Source organism: Streptococcus parasanguinis, from assembly GCF_016648855.1.
GTDB lineage: Bacteria > Bacillota > Bacilli > Lactobacillales > Streptococcaceae > Streptococcus > Streptococcus parasanguinis_L.
In genome coordinates this window covers 1-17,225 of the sequence record NZ_JACLQU010000009.1, presented here as the reverse complement: position 1 = coordinate 17,225, position 17,225 = coordinate 1, and the positions used below count along the sequence as shown (strand labels likewise).

Genomic DNA, 17,225 nt, shown 5'->3' with positions numbered 1-17,225 from the left:
GTTGAAAATTAGGCCGATTTTTGTTACACTAGATAGAAAGACATTGAAGGAGAAATCATGGCGGATCGTGGCTTATTAATCGTATTTTCTGGCCCTTCGGGGGTTGGAAAAGGAACGGTTAGACGAGAAATTTTTGAAAACTCGGACAATCAGTTTCAGTATTCTGTATCGATGACGACGCGTGCACAACGTCCAGGTGAAGTGGATGGTGTCGACTATTTTTTCCGTACACGTGAAGAATTTGAAGATTTGATCCGTCAAGGGCAAATGTTGGAGTACGCTGAGTACGTTGGAAATTACTATGGGACTCCTTTAACCTATGTGAATGAAACCTTGGACAAGGGAATCGATGTATTCCTTGAAATTGAAGTTCAGGGTGCCCTTCAAGTAAAGAAGAAAGTTCCAGATGCAGTTTTTATTTTCCTAACTCCGCCTGATTTGGATGAATTGCAAGATCGATTAGTGGGTCGCGGGACAGATAGTGCAGAAGTCATTGCGCAACGGATTGAAAAAGCAAAAGAAGAAATCGCCATGATGCGTGAATATGACTATGCCATTGTGAACGACGAGGTTCCTCTTGCTGCAGAGCGTGTCAAACGTGTGATCGAAGCAGAGCATTTCCGTGTAGACCGTGTCATTGGCCATTATCTGGATATGTTACCAAAAACACAAACTATTGTGAAGAGATAAATAATTAGAAATTAGGTATAGGAATATGATGTTAAAACCTTCTATTGATACGTTGCTTGACAAAGTACCATCAAAATATTCATTGGTCATTCTTGAGGCAAAACGGGCCCACGAATTGGAAAGTGGTGCAGTGCCAACTCAAGAATTCCAATCAGTTAAATCAACATTACAAGCGCTTGAAGAAATCGAGTCTGGGAACGTAGTTGTTCACCCGGATCCAGAAGCAAAACGTGAAGCGCTTCGTCGTCGGATTGAAGCAGAGCGGATTCGCAAAGAAGAAGAAGAGCGCAAAATTAAGGAACAAATTGCCAAAGAAAAAGAAGATGGTGAAAAAATTTAAGGTTGGGGCTTCTCAATCTTATTTTTTGCTATTTAAAGGGTTCCGTGATAAAGTAAAGCTCATATGATAGAGGCTGGAGGTGAAAAAGTGATAGCAAAAGTCATCGTAGATGTCCCATTGATGCAGACAGATAAACCCTATTCGTATCAGATTCCATCAGAATTTGAGGATATGGTAGAGGCAGGTATGCGAGTTCATGTCCCCTTTGGTAAAGGGAATCGCCTCATTCAAGGGATTGTGGTAGATGTTTTAGAAGAGGCAGACACAAGCGAGGAATTAAAAGCAATTGTGGAGGTCTTGGATTACACTCCGGTCTTAAATCAAGAGCAGTTCTGGTTGGCAGATCAATTACGAAAAAGTGTTTTTTCATATAAGATTACGATTTTAAAAACCATGCTTCCTTCTCTCCTCAATTCAAGTTATGATAAGATTTTGTATCCTCAACCTTCTTTAGATCCCACTCTCAAAGTGAAACTTTTTGGTGAAAAAAATGAAGTTTCTTTTTCTTCTCTAGATGCGGCCGATCAAGCCCAAGTGATGCGGTTGGTCAGAAAAGGAGATTTGCTACTTGAATACAAGGCCAAGGATAAGAAACAAATTAAAACAGAAAAACGGTATCGCGTTAACCTGGAAGGATTAAAAGAACTTCAACCATCAGAGAGAGCTAAAAAAAGGCTCGCATTGAAAGAGCGCCTGTTACTAGAGCAAGGGGAGCAACCCTTAGCAGGATTGTATCAGGAATTTTCACGAGAAGTAGTGGCTTATTTTATTGATCAGGGTGTTTTAGAAATAACAGAACGAGAAGTGAATCGGGCGGCTGCATATTATGAAGGCAAAGAACAGACCCAGGCTCTGCTTTTAAATTCAGAGCAAGCAAAAGCTGTCGAAACAGTAGTTTCTCAAATTGGGAAAACATCAAAGCCTTTTTTATTAGAGGGTGTGACTGGAAGTGGGAAAACAGAAGTTTATCTGCAGATTATTCAGGAAGTTCTAAATAAGGGAAAAACAGCTATCATGTTGGTCCCTGAAATCTCCCTGACACCACAGATGACAGACCGTTTTATCTCGCGTTTTGGTCAGGAAGTAGCCATTCTACACTCGGGCTTATCAAATGGTGAGAAGTATGATCAATGGCGGAAAGTTGAACGTGGGGAGGCTAAGGTAGTCGTTGGAGCGCGCTCAGCAATCTTTGCTCCTTTAAAAAACATCGGAGCCATCATCATTGATGAGGAGCACGAGGCATCCTATAAACAAGATAGTAATCCGCGCTACCACGCAAGGGAAGTCGCGGTCCTAAGGGCTCAGTACAATCAAGCAGTTTTGCTTCTTGGATCTGCTACACCAAGTTTAGAATCGCGAGCTCGTGCAACAAAAGGGGTTTATGAATTAATTCGTCTAACCCAGCGGGCCAATCCGGCAGCCAAAATTCCAGAAGTTAAAGTCGTTGATTTCCGTGATTATATTGGCCAAAATGAAGCTGGTAATTTCACTCCGGTTCTAGTGGAAGCTATTGCTGATCGCTTGCAGAAAAAAGAGCAGGTTGTCTTGATGTTGAACCGCCGTGGTTATTCCAGCTTTGTCATGTGTCGCGAGTGTGGAACTGTAGATACTTGTCCCAATTGTGACATCTCACTGACCCTCCACATGGATACTAAAACCATGAACTGTCATTATTGTGGCTATAGTAAAGCGATTCCTCGACACTGTCCAAATTGCCAAAGTCCTTCTATTCGTTATTACGGGACAGGAACGCAAAAAGCCTATGATGAATTACAAGAGATCTTTCCTGAAGCTAAAATTCTGCGCATGGATGTGGATACCACCCGAAAAAAAGGGAGCCACGCAGCAATATTAGATGCTTTCGGGAATGGAGAAGCGGATATTTTGTTAGGGACGCAAATGATTGCGAAGGGGTTGGATTTTCCAAATGTGACCTTAGTGGGTGTCTTGAATGCGGATACTTCTTTAAATTTACCGGATTATCGATCCTCTGAGAGAACCTTTCAACTCTTGACTCAGGTGGCAGGAAGGGCCGGACGAGCAGAGAAAGAAGGAGAGGTTATCATTCAAAGCTATAACCCCAATCATTATGCGATTCGATTTGCCAAAGACCAAGATTATGAAGGTTTTTTTGCCTATGAAATGCAGATTCGCCGGCAGTTAGGCTATACGCCTTATTACTTCACAGTTGGGTTAACCCTATCCCATAAGAGTGAGGAAATTGTGATGGAGAAGTCACATCAGGTCATGGAAATTCTCCGATCTGGCTTATCTGATCAGGTCCAAATCTTAGGACCAACACCTAAACCAATTGCACGCACACATAATTTGTATCATTATCAAATCATTGTGAAATATCGTTTCGAAGAAGGCATGACTCAGGTCTTGAATCAAATCTTAGAATTTACACAAGAAAGAGGCAACCAAGATCTACGTGTCAGTATTGATAATGAACCTCAAAGTTTTATGTAAGGAAGAAAGAAATGACAAAATTAATTTTTATGGGAACGCCTGATTTTTCAGCGACGGTTTTAAAGGGATTGTTAGCAGATTCGCGCTATGAAATTTTGGCAGTTGTGACGCAACCAGACCGTAAAGTAGGTCGCAAAAAAGAGATTCGAATGACCCCGGTGAAGCAGGTAGCTTTAGAACATCAACTACCAGTTCTTCAGCCGGAGAAATTATCGGGTAGTCCAGAAATGGAAACTCTCTTATCACTAGATGCAGATGGAATTGTGACCGCTGCTTTTGGACAATTTTTACCGACAAAATTGTTGGAGAACTTTCAGTTTGCGGTGAATGTCCACGCGTCTTTATTACCTAAATATAGAGGTGGAGCTCCCATTCACTATGCCCTGATCAATGGTGACGAAGAAGCTGGGGTTACAATTATGGAAATGGTCAAGGAAATGGATGCCGGAGACATGATTGCAGCTCGTTCTCTCCCAATTTTAGATGAGGACAATGTGGGAACTTTGTTTGAAAAATTGGCAGTCCTTGGACGTGACTTACTCCTAGATACTTTGCCAGCTTACCTGGCAGGGGAGATCAAGCCATGTCCACAAGATCCAAGTTTGGTCACATTTTCACCGAATATTTTACCGGAAGAAGAGGTTTTGGACTGGACCAAAACCAATCGCCAAGTCTTTAACCAGATTCGGGGAATGAATCCTTGGCCGGTCGCTCATACGTTATTAAATGGTCAACGCTTCAAAGTCTATGAAGCAGAACTATGCGAAGGAAATGGAAATCCAGGAGAAGTGATTGCTTTGACCAAAAAAGAGTTGCTGGTCGCTGCAGGAGAAGGCGCATTGTCCCTTAAAGTTGTGCAGCCAGCAGGAAAACCAAAAATGTCCATCACAGACTTTTTGAATGGCGCTGGCCGTCAATTGAAAGTAGGAGATCACTTTGGAAGTTAAACAAATGAATGCGCGTGAACAGATCGTTCGAGTGCTAGAAGAGGTTTTTGAGCAGGGAGCTTATTCTAATATTGCCCTAAATCAAGCGCTAGAACACTCTCAACTTTCAGATAAAGATAGAAGCTTTGTTACGGAAGTTGTATACGGTACTGTAGCACGGAAGATAACGCTCGAGTGGTATCTCGCCCACGTAATTGAAGACCGGACGAAATTAGATCCTTGGCTCTATTATCTTTTGATGATGAGTTTGTATCAACTTGTCTATTTAGACCGAATTCCCGATCATGCCATCGTCAATGAAGCTGTCCGGATAGCAAAACGTCGTAAAGAAGGCAGTGAGAAGTTTGTCAATGCTATTCTTAGAAAGCTCCTCCGCGAGGGACTACCAGCTATTGATACGATCAAGCGAAAGAACAAACGTTATTCGGTAGAGTATTCCCTACCCGTATGGTTGGTCAAAGCATTGATCGAAGAATACGGTGAAGAACGTGCTGGCGCTATTTTTAAGAGTCTCTATCAACGTAATAAATCCAGTATTCGTGTGATTAATCTAGACGAAAAAGAAGAGTTAGCGCAGCTACTCGAAGCAACCTCCTCTCTACTTGCTCCCTCTGCTCTCGTGAAAGAACAGGGACATTTTGCAGCGCATTCCTTGTTCAAAGAAGGGCACATTACTATTCAAGACGAGTCCAGTCAATTGGTGGCACCGGCTTTGGATTTGCAAGGAGATGAGTGGGTTTTAGATGCCTGTGCGGCGCCAGGTGGAAAGACGACTCACCTGGCTTCTTATCTCACAACTGGGAAAGTCACAGCCTTGGATCTCTATGACCATAAGCTCAAATTGATTCAAGAAAATGCTAATCGGCTCCATGTTGCGGACAAAATTTTGACAAAGAAGTTAGATGCGACAAAAGTCTTTGAAACATTTGGACCTGATGCTTTCGATAAAATTTTGGTGGATGCGCCTTGTTCAGGGATTGGTTTGATCCGGAGAAAGCCTGATATCAAGTACAATAAAGAGAGTGCAGATTTTGTATCTTTACAAGCTATTCAATTGGCCATTCTGGATAGTGTTTGTCAAAGTGTGCGTAAAGGTGGTATAATAGTGTACAGTACGTGTACAATTATGGGTAAAGAGAATTTTGAAGTGGTGGACCAATTTTTGAAAAACCATCCAAATTTCGAACAAGTCCCATTGGATCACGAAAGAAAAGATATTCTTAAAAATGATTGTATCCTTATTACACCCGAATTATATGGAAGCGACGGCTTCTTTATCAGTCGTTTTAAGAGAATCTCATAATATCAGGAGGAAACTGACAGTATGGATATTACGATCTTAACCGATGTAGGTCAAAGACGGACAAATAACCAAGACTATGCAAATCAATATAAAAACAAGGCAGGAAAATCTATGGTTTTACTTGCTGATGGTATGGGAGGACACCGTGCCGGAAATATTGCTAGTGAAATGGCAGTCACAGACCTAGGTGCGGCTTGGGTTTCTTCTGAGATCGAGACGGTTAATCAAGTACGGGAATGGTTTGCAGAACATTTAGAAGCTGTGAACCGTCGGATCCATTTAGCTGGGCAAGATGATGAGCACAAAGGAATGGGAACGACACTGGAAGCTTTGGCTTTTGTAGAAGGACAAGTGATTTATGCCCATGTTGGAGATTCGCGGATTGGCCTCATTCGTCAGGGCGAATACCAGCAGTTGACCAGTGATCATTCTCTTGTAAATGCTCTTTTGCGAGCAGGTCAAATCACAGAGGAAGAAGCAGCCCATCATCCTCAACGTAACATCATCACTCAGTCCATTGGCCAAAAAGATGAGTTGGAGCCGGATTATGGTTTGGTGACGGTTGAAGCAGATGATTATATTTTGATCAATAGTGACGGTTTAACTAATATGATTGGCCCGGATGAAATCAGAGATATTGTCTTGAGTGATGTTTCACTGGAAGAAAAAGCTCAAACCTTGATTCGTTTTGCCAATAATGCTGGAGGCTTGGATAATATCACTGTTGTACTGCTCCACTTTACTGAGGAGGACGCAGCATGATTCAAATCGGCAAAATTTTTGCCGGGCGATATAAAATCATCCAACAAATTGGACGCGGCGGGATGGCAGATGTTTATCTTGCGCGTGATTTGATTTTAGATGGGGAAGAAGTTGCAGTCAAGGTACTGCGTACGAATTACCAGACGGATCCCATTGCAGTTGCGCGTTTTCAGCGTGAAGCAAAGGCGATGGCAGAGCTGGACCATCCAAATATCGTTCGGATTACAGATATTGGCGAAGAAGAAGGACAACAATACCTTGCAATGGAATATGTTGCAGGTTTAGACTTGAAACGCTATATCAAAGAAAATGCTCCTTTATCAAATGAAGAAGCTGTTCGTTTGATGGGGCAGATCCTTCTAGCTATGCGTCTTGCCCATACGCGTGGCATTATCCATAGAGATTTAAAACCACAGAATGTCCTCTTGACACCAGATGGAACAGCAAAAGTTTCAGACTTTGGGATTGCAGTGGCCTTTGCAGAGACTAGTTTGACCCAGACCAACTCGATGTTGGGGTCGGTTCATTATTTGTCCCCTGAGCAGGCGCGTGGTTCAAAAGCTACGGTGCAAAGTGACATCTACGCTATGGGAATCATTTTCTATGAGATGTTGACAGGACACATTCCTTATGATGGAGATAGTGCAGTCACAATTGCTTTGCAGCATTTTCAAAAGCCACTCCCATCTATTCGTGAAGAAAATAAGAATGTTCCACAAGCTTTAGAAAATGTAGTGATCAAAGCGACAGCTAAAAAACTGACGGATCGCTATAAATCAGTGGCAGAGATGTATGTGGATCTTTCAAGTTGCTTGTCCTATGAGAGAAGAAATGAGAAAAAACTGGTTTTTGAAGACCAAGCGAAAGCTGATACAAAGACTCTTCCAAAAGTGAGTCCAACTCCAAAAACGGCTCCTGTTCCAATCTCTGAAGTACGCAGTGAAATCAGTTCAGTAGATCCTAATCGACCATTATCTGATCAGCAGACCATGGCGCCAAGTAAAAAGCCAAGAAGACGCTTGCGGGCGCGCTACAAGGTCTTGTTTGTTGCCATTGCCCTAGTTCTTGCAGCCTTTACTTTCTTGTTGTATATGAGCCCAGCCAATAAAACAGTTCCAGATGTTTCCGGCAAAACCATTGCCGAGGCTAGAGCGGTTATTGAGGGACAAGACCTTCAAGTCGGTGAAGAGAAAGAAGAGTACAGTGATTCGGTTGCAGAAGGCTACGTCATTCGAACCAATCCAAATGCAGGGGCCCAAAAGAAAGAACAAAGTCGAATTGATTTGATTGTTTCAAAAGGACCAAACAGCTTTGAAATGCCAAATTACGTGGGTGAAACACGGGCAAAAGCAGAAGAAGATTTGAAAAATACTTATAAAGTATCAAGCAAAATGATCACGATTGAAGAAGTTGAGACCTTCGATTATGCTGCAGGGACAGTTCTTGAACAAACTCCAGCTCCAGGAGAGCAATATTCTCTGAATTCAAAAACTAAGATTGTTTTGAAAGTAGCGAAAGAAACGACTTCAATTGAAATGCCAAACTATGTTGGATCAACTTATGATTTTGCTAGAAGTAATTTGATTGAGATCTATGGTATTAAAGAAGCCAATATCGAATTAAGAAAAACAGAACATCTCCCTGATGGGGTAGTTGTTTCTGCCGGTCAAATTGTCAGTCAAACTCCAGAAGTTTCGAGTACGGTGGATATTAACCGAACACGAATTGTTTTGACTGTATATGAGCCTAAAGTGACAGCTTCTTCAAGTACGAAAGCCTCATCAAGTTCTGATACATCTAGTTCATCCTCTGGTGAACGATCAGATACAGAAAGTTCAAGCAGTAGTGCAACTAGTGGAGATTAATAAATCAGTCTAAGACTCAGATGGATTTCTGGGTCTTTTTGATTGTCTGCTATTATCCACCCACAGACGGAAGTCAAATGAGGAAAAATTTGATAAAATAGGAAAAGATGAGGTAGACTATGTGGAAAATACAAATTTTTATTTTCGTTGAAGCCGTTTTGTTAACATTAGCAGCGATCACCATTTTATCAATCGATTTTTCCAGATTTGTTGTCTTGATGGTTCTCTTTTTGCTCCTTTTGTATTACTATTTTGGCAAACAAAAAGCGAATTTTCTATTAATCGCGCTGAGTGTGCTCTTGTTTTTTATCGTGATGCTGAATCCTTTTGTGATTGCAGCCATTTTATTTGCGGTGGTTTATGGTTTATTGATTGCTTACCCTTATATGTATAAGGAAAATGAAGCAGTTGTGTTTGATGTTGAAGAGGATACGAAAATTCGTCAGGAAAAAACTCGATGGATTGGTGATTTACAACATTTTTCAAAGCAAAGTCGAGGGTATCGAGATCTGAATGTGATCCGAGTTTTTGGGAATGACACCCTCCATTTAGAGGAGGTAGCCATTTGCAATTGGGACAATGTAGTGATCATTCGGAAAGGGTTTGGAAATACAAAAATTATCTTACCGATTGATTTGGAATTGCATTTACAAATTAACACCTTGTATGGAGATCTGAAGTTTTTGGATCTTCCTGTCCGTAAAATGAGGAATGAAACCATAGATATTGAAACGGCACATTATCGGAGATCGCACCGTTCTGTAAAAATTGTGTTAGTTGGTATTGTTGGGGATGTTGAGGTGTTTCGCGCATGAAGAAATTAGACTATCTCCTATTGTATTTCTATTCCCTAATGGTGGTTGCGGTCATTTGTCATACCATTTTCCATTTTGTTGGTTTTCAGTGGGGCAAACTTCTCTCAGATCTTTCCTTGCTTCAATCATTCCTATTTTTGATTTTTAGTCTGACGCTTGCATTGACGGCTTTGGTTATCTTAATTATTAAAATCACGCAATTTGTAACAGTTCATGCAGTACAACAAAAGGTAGAAGCGATCCTGACTGCTTCACAGCGAAAAGAAATTGCCCCCAAAGAATTGAATCAACAGTTAGATTTATTGGACAGCAAATTGCTTCGACTAGAAGAAAATTTACAAAAAAGTGAAAATCGTGTGATGCGAAATGAGGAAGAAATTGTGGAAATCGAGCGTAAGAGAATTGCGCGTGATCTACATGACACGGTTAGTCAAGAGTTGTTTGCAGCCAATATGATTTTATCTGGAGTGGCAGCACAGGCCCTTGAGTTAGAGAAAAGTCAGATCCAGCAGCAACTAAATGGTGTGTCAGATATTCTAGGGACAGCCCAAAATGATTTACGCGTCTTGCTCTTACATCTTCGTCCTACAGAATTGGAAGGAAAAAGTTTGGTAGAAGGGATGGAGATGATTTTTAGAGAATTGAAGGAAAAGAGTAACCTAACAGTTGTCTTCCATCATAATGACGTGAGCATTCCAAAAGATATGGAAGAACATCTATTTCGAATCGTCCAAGAAATTGTCAGCAATACCTTGAAACATGCTAGAGCTCAACAAATGGATGTCTTTTTGCATCAGGAAGGAAAACAACTTCATTTACGGATGGTGGATGATGGAATCGGCTTTGAGCAGGAAAAATTGGAACGATTGAGTTATGGGTTGAAAAATATTCAAGAACGTGTAGAAGACATGGCGGGGACCATTAAAATAAGAACGAGTCCTCAAAAGGGAGTGGCTGTAGATATTCGTGTTCCCCTCCTTGTAAAAGATAAAAATGAAAAGGAAACTGTATGAAAGTATTATTAGTAGATGATCATGAAATGGTCCGATTGGGATTGAAAAGCTTTTTGTCCATGCAAACCGATATTGAGAAAGTCTTAGAGGCGAAAAATGGGCAAGAAGGGGTGGAGTTGGCGCTGAAAGAAAGACCAGACGTCATCATCATGGATATTGTGATGCCAGAGCTAAATGGAATCGATGCGACTCTAGCCATCCTAAAAGAGTGGCCGGAAGCTAAAATTGTCATTTTGACGTCTTATTTAGATAACGAAAAGATTTACCCTGTCTTAGATGCCGGTGCAAAAGGATATATTTTAAAGACCTCGTCAGCAACTGAGATCTTACAGGCTGTCAGAAAGGTTGCAAAGGGAGAATTTGCAATTGAGACAGAAGTTAGTCAAAAAGTTGAGTCACGAAAGAACCATGCTGAATTGCATGATGATTTGACAGCTAGAGAACGAGATATTCTGGCTTTATTGACGAAAGGATATGAAAATCAACGAATAGCAGATGAACTCTTCATTTCTTTAAAAACAGTGAAGACCCATGTCTCCAACATCTTATCCAAATTAGAAGTCAGTGATCGGACGCAAGCAGTCGTCTATGCCTTCCGACACCATCTGGTGAATCAAGAAGATTTTTAAAGGGAAACATGCTATAATAGAGCATGATCATAAGGGGGAGACAAGTGGACGCAAAATTACGTTATAAAGCCAAAAAAGTTAAAATCGTCTTTTTTGATATTGATGATACATTACGTGCAAAAGAAACTGGATTGATCCCAGAATCTGTCAAAGAAGTCTTTCATCAGTTGAAAGAAAAAGGAATCCGAACAGGGATTGCAACCGGCAGAGGGATTTTTGGGGTTGTTCCTGAAATCATGGACTTAAAGCCGGATTTTCTGGTAACCTTAAACGGTGCCTATATAGAAGATACAAAAGGAACTGTGATCTACCAATCACCAATCAATGAAGCAATCGTTTCTTCTTTTGTAGATTGGGCCAAAAAATCTGAGATTGATTATGGGTTAGTGGCTAGTCATCAAGCTGCCCTGTCTAATCGGACACCCTTGATCAGTGATGCTATTGACATCATTTATCCCAACTTACCTGTAGATCCAGATCTGCATCTGAAAGAACCTATTTTCCAAATGTGGACCTTTGATGAACAGGATAGTGAGCTAGAGTTGCCCCCTTCTTTGCAAGAGGATTTGCGCCTAGTTTCGTGGCATCCCCATTCGTCAGATGTTGTTCGCTTTGAAGCTTCAAAAGCTTCAGGAGTTTCTCATCTTGTAAATCATTTGGGCTTGAAGCCAGAGAATGTTTTAGTATTTGGGGATGGATTAAATGATCTAGAACTGTTTGATTATGCTGGAATTAGTATCGCAATGGGAAAATCTGCTCCAGAGTTACAAGAAAAAGCTGATTATATCACTAAGAATTTAGAAGAAGATGGCATATTCTATGCCTTAGAGGAGTTAAATATGGTTGAAAAAGAATTGACATTACCACAGTTAGAACTTGCTACGGTTGACGGTCCTGTCGCTGTGATCAAAACCAATCACGGTGAGATGAACATTCAATTGTTCCCGGATCAAGCACCAAAAACAGTTGCAAACTTTGTAGCTCTTGCTAAGTCCGGCTATTATGATGGTGTCATTTTCCATCGGATTATTAAAGATTTTATGATCCAAGGGGGAGATCCAACAGGTACAGGTATGGGTGGCGAATCCATCTATGGGGAGAGCTTCGAAGACGAATTTTCAAAAGAATTGTACAATATTCGCGGAGCCCTTTCAATGGCAAATGCTGGACCAAACACAAATGGCAGCCAATTCTTTATTGTACAAAATCAACATCTTCCATATTCGAAAAAGGAATTGGTCCGCGGTGGCTGGCCTGAAAAAATTGCTGAAATCTATACGACAGAAGGGGGAACTCCTCACCTAGATCAACGCCATACCGTATTTGGACAATTGATGGATGAAGCTTCTTTTGCTGTGTTGGATGAGATCGCGGCTGTTGAGACCGGGATGATGGATAAGCCAGTAGAAGATGTCGTGATTGAAACCATCGAGATTGAGGACTAATATGAAAATTGGAGATAAGTTAGAAGGGACCATTACAGGCATTCAACCTTATGGTGCCTTTGTCGAACTAGAGTCGGGTGTCACAGGCTTGATTCATATCTCAGAGATTAGAAGTGGTTATGTAAGTAATATTCATGATATTCTTTCAATTGGAGAAAAAGTCTTTGTCCAAGTCATCGATGTTGATGAATATTCTAAGAAAGCTAGCCTCTCTCTGAGAACACTAGAAGAAACACCACAACGAAGTATTCGACACCATCGTTTTTCAAATGACCGCCACAAGAGTGGTTTTGCACCCTTAGCTCAACAGATGCCGACCTGGGTCAAAGAAGGAAAGGTATTCTTTAGCAAACAAGAAAAAAAATAAAAACTTCGATAGGTTGATGAAACCTACCGAAGTTTTTTTAATATAGAGAATTATTCAAATTCGTAAAGGGTAGTAGAAAGGTAACGTTCTCCATTATCTGGTGCAAGAGCAAGAACTTTTTTACCGCTACCCAATTCTTTTGCGACTTCAATAGCAGCATAGATAGCAGCTGCGCTTGAGATTCCGACTAAGAATCCTTCAGCTCCACCGATAGCGCGTGCAAGTTCGAAAGCTTCTTCTGAAGATACGCGACGAACACCATCATATGCATTAGTGTCTAAAGTATTTGGGATAAAGCCTGCTGAAATCCCTTGGATTTTATGTGGTCCAGGTTTTTCACCAGAAAGGACTGCAGATTCATTGGCCTCAACGGCATAGACTTTGACAGCAGGATTATTCTTTTTCAAAGTATGAGAAATACCAGAAACAGTACCACCAGTACCAACACCTGCGACAAAAGCATCTAAACCATCTTTTCCAAAGGCATCAACGATTTCTTGTCCTGTTGTTCTTTCATGTACCTCTGGGTTAGCAGGGTTTTCAAATTGAAGAGGAAGGAAGCCATTTCTTTCTGCAGCGATTGCTTCAGCTTTAGCGATAGCGCCTTTCATTCCTTCACTTCCAGGAGTCAAAACGAGTTCAGCTCCATAGGCTTGGATGATTTTACGACGTTCCACACTCATGGTTTCAGGCATGACAATCACAACTTTGTAGCCTTTAGCTGCGCCAACCCATGACAAACCAATCCCTGTGTTCCCACTAGTTGCTTCGACAATGGTATCACCTGGTTTGATCAAGCCATCCGCTTCAGCTTTTTCAATCATGCTCAAAGCAATCCGGTCTTTGACAGATGATCCAGGATTGAAGGCTTCGAGTTTGACATAGACATCTGCAGCTCCTTCAGGAACAAGACGATTCAATTTGACAATCGGAGTGTTCCCAATCAATTCTGTAATATTTTCATAAATAGCCATAATATACCTCAGTTCTAGGTTTTCTTGATACTAACAAGTATAGTCTCTTGCGAGAAGAATGTAAAATATAGAAATTTTATGGGTGTGATAAAAAAAAACTATCGTTGCCGATAGCTTCTTTGATTATTTTTCTACAGAAAGTAGGGGTACTTCAACCTCACGAATTCCGTGATCCTCAATAATGACTTTGCCATTGTAAAATTCGACTAAAGCTGCTGTGATAGAGTTTGTGTTTTCTTTATCCACAAAAATCGTTGTCATTACCTGATCTGTAAACATCGGATCTTGTTCCGCCAATTGATGGTCTTTTAAGAAATTAGCAAATTCTTGGTATTGGGAGTAAGAAAGTGTGATCCCAAGAACCACTTGCTCTTTGATTTCTACCAGTCCAATCTCTCGAACTGCTTGTGCAACACTTCCAGCATAAGCACGAATCAGACCGCCAGCGCCTAATTTAATACCTCCAAAATAGCGGGTCACCACGACGCAACTATTAGTGATGCGATGATTCTCCAAAACACCTAACATCGGTACCCCAGCTGTTCCACTAGGCTCTCCATCGTCACTGGTTCGTTTGATATCACTTTGTTCTCCAATGATGAAAGCAGAGCAGTTATGTGTAGCCTTATAGTGTTCCTTTTTGATGGCATTGATAAAATCTCTGGCTTCCTCTTCAGAGGAGACTCGCTTGACATGACAAATGAATTTTGATTTTTTGATTTCTTCTTGAACAGTACCGTTCTCTTTAAATGTAACATATTCCATATTCTTATTTTACAAAAAAAGAATGATTTTCTCCAACTTTTGCGAATTAATAAGTATGAAGATAGAAGATTCTTATGGAAGACTCTTAACGGAGAGTCAAATGACAAATGATCTAAAAGAAATTGCCTACGAACTTCCAGCTATAGAAAAACAGAATGGAAGGTACCAATGCTTTCGATGTGGCAGTTTGATTGATCAAAAACTGTGGAAGTTAAGTGAAGAGGTACTGTATTGTAGAGCCTGTATCCAATTGGGAAGGATCCGGAGTGATCAAAAACTTTATGCTATTGCACAGCAAGACTTTGAAGGACAAGAGGTGCTAAACTGGAAAGGAACCTTGACTTCCTATCAACAAGAGGTATCTGAAGGGCTTATCCAAGCAGTTAAAGCAGGGAAACATGCCCTGGTTCATGCTGTGACAGGCGCCGGGAAAACGGAAATGATGTACCAGGTTGTAGCAACAGCGATCAAGTCAGGAAAAGCAGTCTGTATTGCCACCCCAAGAATCGATGTCTGTATAGAATTGTACGGAAGGATGGAGGAAGATTTTTCCTGCCCCATCTCTTTACTTCATGGAGAATCGGAACCCTATTTTAGAACCCCCTTGGTGATCGTTACAACCCATCAATTGCTAAAGTTTTATCAGGCCTTTGATCTCCTTATTATAGATGAAGTAGATGCGTTTCCCTATGTGGACAATCCAATCTTATATAAAGCAGCTCAGAATGCAATAAAAAAAGAGGGAAATACCCTTTATTTAACCGCAACCTCTACAGATGAGTTAGATAAAAGGGTCAAGAAAAAAGAAATCATTCGTTATAGTCTTCCAAGAAGATTTCATGGGAACCCACTAGTGGTCCCTGAAATAAAATGGGTGCCGAAAATTAGAGAAAAAATAGAAAAAGGAAGAATCCCTTACCAACTATTGCAACTGATCAAGAAACAAAGACAGACTCACTACCCATTGTTAATCTTTGTATCTGAGATAGAATTAGGACAACAATTTACTGAGAACTTAAAAAAATACTTTCCAAAAGAAACAGTAGGTTTTGTATCCTCACAGACAACAGACCGCCTACGAATGGTAGAAGAGTTTAGAAACAGAGCCATAACCATGCTAGTCTCGACAACAATTTTAGAAAGAGGAGTGACCTTTCCGTTTGTAGATGTCTTTGTTTTAGAAAGTAATCATAAATTATTTACTAAAAGTACCCTCGTACAAATTTCAGGAAGGGTCGGTCGAAGTAAAGAAAGACCAACAGGTAAACTACTTTTTCTATCAGATGGCATAACACGAGAAATGAAGAAAGCGGTTAAGGAAATAAAGGAAATGAATCAGGAGGCTGGATTTTGAAAGAATGTCTGCTTTGTACGAAAGAGTTGAAAACTGGTGAACATTTCACAGACCTTATTTTTATGAATCAACAAGAAGAATGGATTTGTAAAGAATGCAAAGAAGACTTCGAACAAATTTGCGAAATCCATTGTCCTAGATGTTATAAAGATAAGGAGGAGAAAGTATGTAAAGATTGCGAATACTGGATACAAAAGGGGAATATGGTCGAACATGAAGCATTATATAGATATAATGCAGCAATGAAGGACTATTTCAAGCGATATAAATTTGAAGGAGATCGTTTATTAGGAATGGTATTTGCATATGACATCAAAAAAGCCTTGAAAAAGTATAAAAGCTATACGATAATACCGACTCCAATCAGCCACGAAAAAAAGAAGGAGAGAGGATTCAATCAAGTCTCGACTATACTAGATTTTGCAGAGATAAAATACAACAGTCTATTCCAAAAAGAAGACACTTTAGCTCAATCAAAAAAAACAAGAGAAGAAAGATTAAAAACCTCTCAACACTTTCAATTAAAAGGAGAAGTTTCAAAAAAGCAGAAATATCTTATATTCGATGATATCTACACAACGGGCAAAACAATCGAATTAATGAAGCGCCTACTAATTGAAAAAGGTGTGAAAGAAATAAAGACATTTTCAATCGCAAGGTAAAAAAAGATTTGCAAAAAGTTTATGAAAGCGTTATAATATACATATAAATAAAAACATAATGTTTAGAAAGTAGGTACTAATATGATTAAATATAGTATCCGTGGTGAAAACCTAGAAGTAACAGAAGCCATTCGCGACTATGTCGTTTCTAAACTCGAAAAGATTGAAAAATATTTTCAGGCAGATCAAGAGCTAGACGCTCGAGTAAACTTAAAAGTTTACCGTGAAAAGACCGCAAAAGTAGAAGTAACCATTCCGCTTGGATCTATCACACTGCGCGCAGAAGATGTCTCTCAAGATATGTACGGTTCAATTGATCTAGTTGTAGATAAAATTGAACGTCAAATTCGTAAGAATAAAACAAAAATCGAAAAGAAAAATCGTATTAAATCTGGTGCAGGTAAATTGTTTACCGATGCAGTTGTAGAAGAAGCAGCAACCACAGAAAAAGTTGTTCGCTCAAAAACAATTGATCTAGAACCAATGGATTTAGATGAAGCGATCCTTCAAATGGATCTATTAGCACACGATTTCTTCATTTATCGTGATGCAGAGGATAACACAACAAATGTGATCTACCGTAGAGAAGATGGAGACATCGGTCTATTGGAAGTAAAAGAATAGAGATCAAAAAAAGAGATTGAAAACATCAAATAAATTATAGAAGAATCAGGAGCATCTGTGCTCCTGATTTTTTATATAACTTAAAAACTTTCAAAAAAATAAATTTTTTTGAGAAAAAGTGTTGACAGTAAGGGTAGGTCATGATATACTAATATAGTTGTCGCGCGAGAGCGACAAAGACCTTTGAAAACTGAACAA

At 40.1% G+C, this 17,225-nt stretch carries 17 protein-coding genes; 15 read left to right on the top strand and 2 right to left on the bottom strand.

What is annotated here, in order from left to right; all coding sequences use genetic code 11:
* Positions 1-57 precede the first annotated feature (57 nt).
* The 12 genes from gmk to H7T92_RS06540 all read left to right on the top strand — a co-directional run bounded on the left by gmk (position 58) and on the right by H7T92_RS06540 (position 12,648).
* Positions 58-690, top strand: coding sequence for a guanylate kinase (gene gmk, locus H7T92_RS06595; RefSeq protein WP_003003905.1), 633 nt, complete (start codon positions 58-60; stop codon positions 688-690).
* Between the two features lie 25 nt (positions 691-715).
* A complete protein-coding gene (gene rpoZ / locus H7T92_RS06590; RefSeq protein WP_003010339.1) occupies positions 716-1,030 on the top strand; it encodes a DNA-directed RNA polymerase subunit omega in 315 nt (104 codons plus the stop codon).
* Between the two features lie 63 nt (positions 1,031-1,093).
* Entirely contained in the window at positions 1,094-3,502 is a 2,409-nt protein-coding gene (locus H7T92_RS06585; protein ID WP_070449000.1) for a primosomal protein N', read from the top strand.
* An 11-nt stretch (positions 3,503-3,513) separates the two neighbouring features.
* Positions 3,514-4,449, top strand: a complete 936-nt coding sequence (fmt, locus tag H7T92_RS06580; protein ID WP_201037370.1) for a methionyl-tRNA formyltransferase — start codon at positions 3,514-3,516, stop codon at positions 4,447-4,449.
* Positions 4,439-5,752, top strand: coding sequence for a 16S rRNA (cytosine(967)-C(5))-methyltransferase RsmB (gene rsmB, locus H7T92_RS06575; RefSeq protein WP_023920307.1), 1,314 nt, complete (start codon positions 4,439-4,441; stop codon positions 5,750-5,752). Before fmt ends, rsmB begins: the two co-directional genes overlap by 11 nt.
* A gap of 21 nt (positions 5,753-5,773) precedes the next feature.
* The gene (locus H7T92_RS06570; RefSeq protein WP_021154558.1) at positions 5,774-6,514 is read left to right on the top strand and encodes a Stp1/IreP family PP2C-type Ser/Thr phosphatase; all 741 of its coding nucleotides are present in this window, start codon (positions 5,774-5,776) and stop codon (positions 6,512-6,514) included.
* Positions 6,511-8,379 (top strand): Stk1 family PASTA domain-containing Ser/Thr kinase, encoded by a 1,869-nt coding sequence (pknB, locus tag H7T92_RS06565; protein WP_201037369.1) that lies wholly within the window; start codon positions 6,511-6,513, stop codon positions 8,377-8,379. The genes H7T92_RS06570 and pknB overlap by 4 nt, the downstream gene beginning before the upstream one ends.
* 119 nt (positions 8,380-8,498) lie before the next feature.
* Positions 8,499-9,194 carry a cell wall-active antibiotics response protein LiaF gene (gene liaF / locus H7T92_RS06560; RefSeq protein WP_021154560.1) on the top strand — a complete coding sequence of 232 codons (696 nt, stop codon included), beginning with the start codon at positions 8,499-8,501 and terminating at the stop codon, positions 9,192-9,194.
* Entirely contained in the window at positions 9,191-10,207 is a 1,017-nt protein-coding gene (locus H7T92_RS06555; protein ID WP_021154561.1) for an envelope stress sensor histidine kinase LiaS, read from the top strand. The genes liaF and H7T92_RS06555 overlap by 4 nt, the downstream gene beginning before the upstream one ends.
* Complete coding sequence (locus H7T92_RS06550) at positions 10,204-10,836, top strand: response regulator transcription factor (protein ID WP_021154562.1); 633 nt, start codon at positions 10,204-10,206, stop codon at positions 10,834-10,836. The genes H7T92_RS06555 and H7T92_RS06550 overlap by 4 nt, the downstream gene beginning before the upstream one ends.
* A gap of 44 nt (positions 10,837-10,880) precedes the next feature.
* Positions 10,881-12,281 (top strand): bifunctional Cof-type HAD-IIB family hydrolase/peptidylprolyl isomerase, encoded by a 1,401-nt coding sequence (locus H7T92_RS06545; RefSeq protein ID WP_023920310.1) that lies wholly within the window; start codon positions 10,881-10,883, stop codon positions 12,279-12,281.
* A gap of 1 nt (position 12,282) precedes the next feature.
* On the top strand, positions 12,283-12,648 hold the full coding sequence (locus tag H7T92_RS06540) for a S1 RNA-binding domain-containing protein (protein WP_023920312.1): 366 nt from the start codon (positions 12,283-12,285) through the stop codon (positions 12,646-12,648).
* A 50-nt stretch (positions 12,649-12,698) separates the two neighbouring features.
* Here the strand turns inward: H7T92_RS06540 and cysK are convergent, their stop codons facing one another.
* Together cysK and H7T92_RS06530 are read right to left on the bottom strand one after the other, a co-directional pair.
* Entirely contained in the window at positions 12,699-13,622 is a 924-nt protein-coding gene (gene cysK / locus H7T92_RS06535) for a cysteine synthase A (RefSeq protein WP_003004014.1), read from the bottom strand.
* Positions 13,623-13,745: 123 nt separating this feature from the next.
* Entirely contained in the window at positions 13,746-14,387 is a 642-nt protein-coding gene (locus tag H7T92_RS06530) for a YigZ family protein (protein WP_070664862.1), read from the bottom strand.
* A 55-nt stretch (positions 14,388-14,442) separates the two neighbouring features.
* On the opposite strand from H7T92_RS06530, the gene H7T92_RS06525 reads away from it, so the two are divergent.
* The 3 genes from H7T92_RS06525 (at position 14,443) to hpf (ending at position 17,027) form a co-directional block, all read left to right on the top strand.
* Positions 14,443-15,741 (top strand): ATP-dependent helicase ComFA, encoded by a 1,299-nt coding sequence (locus H7T92_RS06525; protein ID WP_201037368.1) that lies wholly within the window; start codon positions 14,443-14,445, stop codon positions 15,739-15,741.
* Positions 15,738-16,403 carry a ComF family protein gene (locus tag H7T92_RS06520; RefSeq protein WP_201037367.1) on the top strand — a complete coding sequence of 222 codons (666 nt, stop codon included), beginning with the start codon at positions 15,738-15,740 and terminating at the stop codon, positions 16,401-16,403. Before H7T92_RS06525 ends, H7T92_RS06520 begins: the two co-directional genes overlap by 4 nt.
* 81 nt (positions 16,404-16,484) lie before the next feature.
* Positions 16,485-17,027 (top strand): ribosome hibernation-promoting factor, HPF/YfiA family, encoded by a 543-nt coding sequence (gene hpf / locus H7T92_RS06515; RefSeq protein WP_003010301.1) that lies wholly within the window; start codon positions 16,485-16,487, stop codon positions 17,025-17,027.
* Positions 17,028-17,225: the final 198 nt, after the last annotated feature.

What these genes read in the sequence shown, in the direction of transcription:
- H7T92_RS06540 (WP_023920312.1), top strand. Translation starts at nt 12,283, where the DNA reads ATGAAAATTGGAGATAAGTTAGAAGGGACCATTACAGGCATTCAACCT.
- pknB (WP_201037369.1), top strand. Translation starts at nt 6,511, where the DNA reads ATGATTCAAATCGGCAAAATTTTTGCCGGGCGATATAAAATCATCCAA.
- H7T92_RS06550 (WP_021154562.1), top strand. Translation starts at nt 10,204, where the DNA reads ATGAAAGTATTATTAGTAGATGATCATGAAATGGTCCGATTGGGATTG.
- H7T92_RS06570 (WP_021154558.1), top strand. Translation starts at nt 5,774, where the DNA reads ATGGATATTACGATCTTAACCGATGTAGGTCAAAGACGGACAAATAAC.
- rpoZ (WP_003010339.1), top strand. Translation starts at nt 716, where the DNA reads ATGATGTTAAAACCTTCTATTGATACGTTGCTTGACAAAGTACCATCA.
- gmk (WP_003003905.1), top strand. Translation starts at nt 58, where the DNA reads ATGGCGGATCGTGGCTTATTAATCGTATTTTCTGGCCCTTCGGGGGTT.
- liaF (WP_021154560.1), top strand. Translation starts at nt 8,499, where the DNA reads ATGTGGAAAATACAAATTTTTATTTTCGTTGAAGCCGTTTTGTTAACA.
- H7T92_RS06555 (WP_021154561.1), top strand. Translation starts at nt 9,191, where the DNA reads ATGAAGAAATTAGACTATCTCCTATTGTATTTCTATTCCCTAATGGTG.
- H7T92_RS06525 (WP_201037368.1), top strand. Translation starts at nt 14,443, where the DNA reads ATGAAGATAGAAGATTCTTATGGAAGACTCTTAACGGAGAGTCAAATG.
- H7T92_RS06585 (WP_070449000.1), top strand. Translation starts at nt 1,094, where the DNA reads ATGATAGAGGCTGGAGGTGAAAAAGTGATAGCAAAAGTCATCGTAGAT.
- hpf (WP_003010301.1), top strand. Translation starts at nt 16,485, where the DNA reads ATGATTAAATATAGTATCCGTGGTGAAAACCTAGAAGTAACAGAAGCC.
- fmt (WP_201037370.1), top strand. Translation starts at nt 3,514, where the DNA reads ATGACAAAATTAATTTTTATGGGAACGCCTGATTTTTCAGCGACGGTT.
- H7T92_RS06530 (WP_070664862.1), bottom strand. Translation starts at nt 14,387, where the DNA reads ATGGAATATGTTACATTTAAAGAGAACGGTACTGTTCAAGAAGAAATC.
- cysK (WP_003004014.1), bottom strand. Translation starts at nt 13,622, where the DNA reads ATGGCTATTTATGAAAATATTACAGAATTGATTGGGAACACTCCGATT.